Source organism: Corynebacterium sp. HMSC067D03 (assembly GCF_001811185.1).
Lineage (GTDB): Bacteria > Actinomycetota > Actinomycetes > Mycobacteriales > Mycobacteriaceae > Corynebacterium > Corynebacterium coyleae.
On the sequence record NZ_KV803780.1, the window covers coordinates 224477 to 229905 of the forward strand.

Here is a 5429-nt window from a genome sequence, read left to right on the forward strand (position 1 = left end):
GTGAAGAAGGACCAGGACACCAAGCTGGAGAACATCAACCCGACCCCGAAGCCGACGACCAGCAAGCCGACGCCGACTCCGACGACTGAGAAGCCGACGCCAACTTCGACAACTGAGAAGCCGACGACCACGAAGGTGACCGTGACCACGTCGAAGCCGACGCCGACCTCGACGACTGAAAAGCCGACGCCGACCACGACCACTCCGGCCGAGACCAAGCCTTCCATTACCGGCACAGTCAAGGACAAGGACGGCAAGCCGCTGCCGCAGGACGGCGAGGGTAAGCCGAATGTCACGGTTTACGGACCTGATGGCGAGAAGGTTGCTGAGAACGTAGAGATCACGGATCCAGAGGGCAACTTCGAGATCCATGGTCCGGACGACAAGCCGCTGCCTGACGGTAAGTACATCGTCGAGGTAGAGACCCCTGAGGGCATGAACAACCCACGTCCGAAGATCGTTGAGGTCAAGGACGGCGAGTCTGATCCGATCGAGTTCGAGGTCGACAAGTCGGAACGTGGCCGCAAGGACAAGTCTGACCGCATCGGTGAAAACACCGTCGGTGGTTGGTTGATCAATGAGCACGGTAACCCGATCCAGGGTGCAAAGATCAAGTTCATCAAGAAGGATGTCGCTGATCCGAACACCATCTCGGTCGATCCCCGCACTGAGGAGACCAAGGGACCGGAGTACTTCGACTACGAGATTCCGCTCAGCGTTGATGGAGACGGCTTCTTCGTCACCCCGGAGATCGATTTCCAGTACTTCCCTGAAGGCGTCGTCGATTTCGACATGGAAATTGAGCTGCCGGAGGGCTGGCCGGACACCGACATCAACGGCAAGCCGCTGAACCGTAAGGTCACGGTGAAGCAGGGCGAGCGTACCGACATGGGCGAGATCCGTGTCAAGGCTCCGATCGATCAGTCCATTGAGGGCAATGTCAACGACGGCAACGGCAATGCTGTTCCGGGTACCAAGGTCGTAGTGACCGACCCGAACGGCGACTCCAAGATCATCGACGTTGATGAGAAGGGCAACTTCAAGATCGAAGATGTCACGCCTGGCGTCAACGAGATCGAGATCCTGACTCCGGGTAGCGACCGCGAGATCGACAAGATCAAGGTTCCGGTCCGCCCTGGTGATGACGTGAAGCTGCCGGAAATCCAGCTGACCAAGAATGCTTCCCTGAAACTGGAGAAGCAGGTCTGGGGCCGCGACGCCGATAACCTGGGCCAGGTTAAGGACAAGGACGGCAATCTTGTCGACGATGTCATGACCACCCTTCCCGGCGAAGATCTCTACTACGAGCTCTTCATCACCAACACCGGTGATACGCCGATTAAGAACATCGATATCGATGATCCGGAACTTCAGTCGCGCAACATCGAATTGAAGATGCCGGAAGGCTGGACTGCGGAGCTCGCCCCGGGTGAAACCGAGGTGATTAAGGCCAAGATGAAGGCTCCGGAGGACGCGTTCGACTTCAACAACGTCGCTACCGCCTTCGGTGAAACCTCTACTGGTGAAAAGGTAGGTTCCGCACCGGATTCGGCGTACACCAAGTTCATCAAGGCAGAGGTGCACAAGAAGGTCAACGCCCGCTTTGCTACCAACCCGGACAAGCCTGTTCGTATGGGCGTCGGCAACGCGTTGAAGTTCACCTACGAAATCCAGAACACCGGTTCTGCACCGATGGTGAACGTGGAGCTGAAGGACGCGATCTTTGAGGGCGATGCCAAGGACAAGGATGGCAACGACGTTCCAGCTGATCAGCTGAAGAAGGTCAAGGATCTTGAGATTAAGAAGCCTGAGGGCTTCAATGGCACGTTGCTGCCAGGTCAGCGTGTGATCTTCACTGCTGAGATCCCGGAAGGTCTGGCTAACAATGTCCGTCACCACAACCAAGCACAAGCAACGGGTGAACTCCCGACGCGTCCGGCTCGTGGCCGCGGCCTCGCGGGTGAACCGGACTACGGCGATGACCCGTCATCCACGCTGATCATCTCCCCGCGCGAGAACCTCAAGGGCAACGCTCACATCATCGTTGACCAGGGTGCTCCGCTGGCTGACAACCTGCGCCTGATCGCATGGGTTGATGAGAACCAGAACCGCACGCAGGACGAGAACGAAGGCCTCACAGGGCTGAAGGTCAAGCTGGTTCCGACCGATGGTGGTCCGTCCATCGCGGGCGAGACCAACGAAGACGGCAACGTCTACTTCGAGTCTGCACCGTGGGGTGAGTACACCTTCGAGATCGACAACCCGGGCAACCTGCGTCTGATTGATCCGCGTGATCCGGAGAAGAACTCGTCCCGTGCGGGCTCGACCCTGGAGTCGAAGCCGTTCAAGGTTCGCGGCAAGTTCTCCGAGCCGTTCGAACTGCGTCCGGCTGCGGATGATCCGTCCCAGAAGGAAATCGTGATCGGTCTGCAGTTTGAGAAGGGCAACGGCGACATCGCTGCAGGTGGCGGTATCGGCAGGGACAACGAAATTGTTGGCGAGGACGGCAGCTCCCTGGGCAAGTGCCTGGCCACCGCATCCTCGGTATCCAACCCGGTTGCGTGGCTGGTGCCGATCGGCCTTCTCGGTGCAGTCGCCGGTGGTATCGGTGTGATGTTCGAAGACGAGCTCAACGCCGCGGCCGCACAGGCCAACGAGGCAGTGCGCAGCGTGATGCCGAACGTGAACATTGAAGTCCCGTCTGTGTTCAACCAGTTCCAGGCGCAGATCGACCAGGTCAACCGCCAGCTGTCCCAGATCAATCCGGCCGCCCCGGCTGCGGTTGCCGGTGTTGGCCTCCTGGCTGTGGCTGGTCTGATCATGGGTCTGTACTACGCCAGCTGCCAGTTCGGCTGGAATGTAGAGACCGAGGGCAGCAGCTCCAACAACAAGGCCGAGGCAACGGAGACCGCCAAGCCTGAGGAGCCTGCGGAACCGGCTGAAGCCTAAAAGCTGACCCGCCTACGAAACCGATGCAAATTGCTCGGCGAGTAGGCGGGTTTCGCTTTTGTTCGGGATGTATTGTGAAGTCCAAGGTTGGCGTATACATTCATATGTGGTTTTTGGGGGCGCTCGCGCGCGCTTTTTCTATTCTCGAGAGGTAATAATGGCAGCAACATCCAAGGCAAAACGTGCCGTCGGGCTTTCGCTCGCGGCAGCAGTCGCAGGCTCGATCGCACTCGTGCCGGTCGCAAACGCGCAGGAGAGCGCTACTGCGAAGGAGACTGCGCCTGTGACGTCGTCTGCTGCGGTGGACCCGGTGTCGTCGACAAGCAATGCGAGCAGCGTATCGACGACCCCAGCAACCACCCCGGCCACCACCACCCCCGTGGCGGGTTCGGCCGCGCCGGTCACGCAGACCCCAGCCAAGGACTCGAACCTTTCGGACGCTGCAAAGGCATTTGCTGCCCTGTTCTTGGATACGCCCGGTAACGGCACCGGTACCTCTGGCGCGCAGTACAACTCCAAGGGCCGCACCTACACCGCTCTTGCGCGCCACCCTGAAAACAAGCTGCTGTACGCCATCTCCCAGGACGAGGAGGGCAAGGACGCCGGCCACCTGCTGCGCATTAACGCCAACGATGGTGGTCTGATGGATCTGGGCAAGATCGACCTCAAGGGTGACGACGCCACCAAGATCGACACCGCTGCCTTCACCGCAGGCGGCACGCTTGTGCTGTTCGGCGAGGACAAGGTGTACACCCTGGATCTTTCCGACGATAAGTCGGGCGCCAAGAACACCCCGCTCGGGTTCACCACTAAGCCGCTGAAGATCGACGGCGTGAAGGAAGCCGGCAAGCCCGCCGCATGGGCTGCCGACGGTGAGAAGAACGAGACCTCGCTTGTCGCCCTGTCCACCAACGACAAGGGTGAGGCGTACCTGTGGCACCTCGACGTCGACGAGAAGGCCCCAGCCGCGACCCACACCGCTGTGACAGTGCCGGAAAAGGCAACCCTGCCGAAGGTAAAGGCACTGAACTACGCCTACAAGAACGAAGACGGCGAGTTCGTCTTTGCAGACGACGACGCGACCGCTATCCACGTGAAGGACAACGCGGTTTCTAACGTCGTCGCCAAGGGCGATGAAGCTGACAACTTCGCCGGTGTCGCTGGCCTCAAGCTGCCTGGCCTTGACAACCCGGAGACTGGCGCTGCAACCCCGACCGCAACCCCGGGCAGCGAGACCCCGACCAACCCGGCCACGACAACGACCACGCCTGCAACCGAGACCCCGACCAACTCGGCCACGACCCCAACCGCGCCTGCGGCTGAGGACGACTGGGTCATGGAGGTCCTCGTCCGCACCGATGACAACAAGGCTGTTGAAGGCGCTGAGTTCAAGAGCGCTGATGGCCGCGTTGCCGGTAGGACTGGTGCCGACGGACGCGCAAACGTCGTGTTCGATCTGAATAAGGACGCTAAGGATCGCAAGCTGATCAAGCTCACCTTGATCGAACCACCGCACGGCTACAAGAATGCGGAAATCCAGGTCCAGCGCAACGCGAAGACCGCAGAGATCGTTCTCGCCCGTGATCCGAAGGTGACCACGCTGAACCGTCCGCAGCAGATTTTGAAGGCGATTGATGAGTTCAAGCCGATTGCCACCAAGGTTCTCGGCCCAGCAGCCGCAATGGCCGGCGCCGCGGGTCTCGCAGGTGCCGGTGGCGGTGCGAAGACCACGAAGTCCTCGGCGACGCCACTGCCGCTGAAGACCACCCCGAGCCGCTCCACGGGCCGCACCACGTCCGTGAAGAACGCAAGCAACAACTCCAACCGCGTTGCTGCGAAGGGTTCGACTTCCACGAAGAAGACCACCACCTCCTCCAGCAAGGAGCGCGACGGTGATCTTGCGGATACCGGTACGCCGATGCGCGCCGTGATCTCCCTCGGCGTCCTGCTGATGCTGGTGGGTGGCGCCTACCTGGCGCTCGGCCGTCGCCGCGAGACCAACGAGAACTAAAAACCAGGCATAGAAACGCCCGCCGGATTCGACACCAGCGGGCGTTTCCGCGTCTGTGGGCTGATCGTCTAGCTGGGCTTGTGATGCTGCTAGACGGTCTCGTTTTGGCCTCTGTGTTTGCCCTGGTGGTGTTGGGGTTGTTTGTCGTTATGGGGCTGATCGTCTAGCTGGTGTTTCGGGGTGCTAGACGATGAGCGTTGGGGTGGTGTTCTCCTGGTCTGCTAGTGGTGTTCGGGATTGTGCTAGCAGATCGAAAGATGCCGGTGGTGTTTGTCCAGGTCGTGTTGGGCATGGTGTTCAGCAGTGGGCTCATCGGCTAGTTGGGCGCGAAACGCACTAGCAGAACAGGGCTAAAGCGCCCTGTTTTTCGTGTCTCGAAGGCTATTGTTGCGTGTGTGCTCGTAAAACGGGGGTAATTTCCGGGGGTAAGCAGGTGGTGCGGATTGCTGAACAATCCGCACGTCACACC

At 60.1% G+C, this 5429-nt stretch carries 2 protein-coding genes; both read left to right on the forward strand.

Annotation, left to right across the window (positions count from 1 at the left end; genetic code table 11):
* A partial coding sequence (locus tag HMPREF2785_RS12060) for a DUF7507 domain-containing protein (RefSeq protein WP_210386063.1) occupies positions 1–2949 on the forward strand: 2949 nt, incomplete at its 5' end.
* 157 nt (positions 2950–3106) lie between these two features.
* On the forward strand, positions 3107–4960 hold the full coding sequence (locus tag HMPREF2785_RS01000) for a hypothetical protein (protein ID WP_070613905.1): 1854 nt from the start codon (positions 3107–3109) through the stop codon (positions 4958–4960).
* Positions 4961–5429: the final 469 nt, after the last annotated feature.

Excerpts from the sequence above, each read along its gene's own strand:
- HMPREF2785_RS01000 (WP_070613905.1), top strand. The coding sequence starts at position 3,107 with ATGGCAGCAACATCCAAGGCAAAACGTGCCGTCGGGCTTTCGCTCGCG.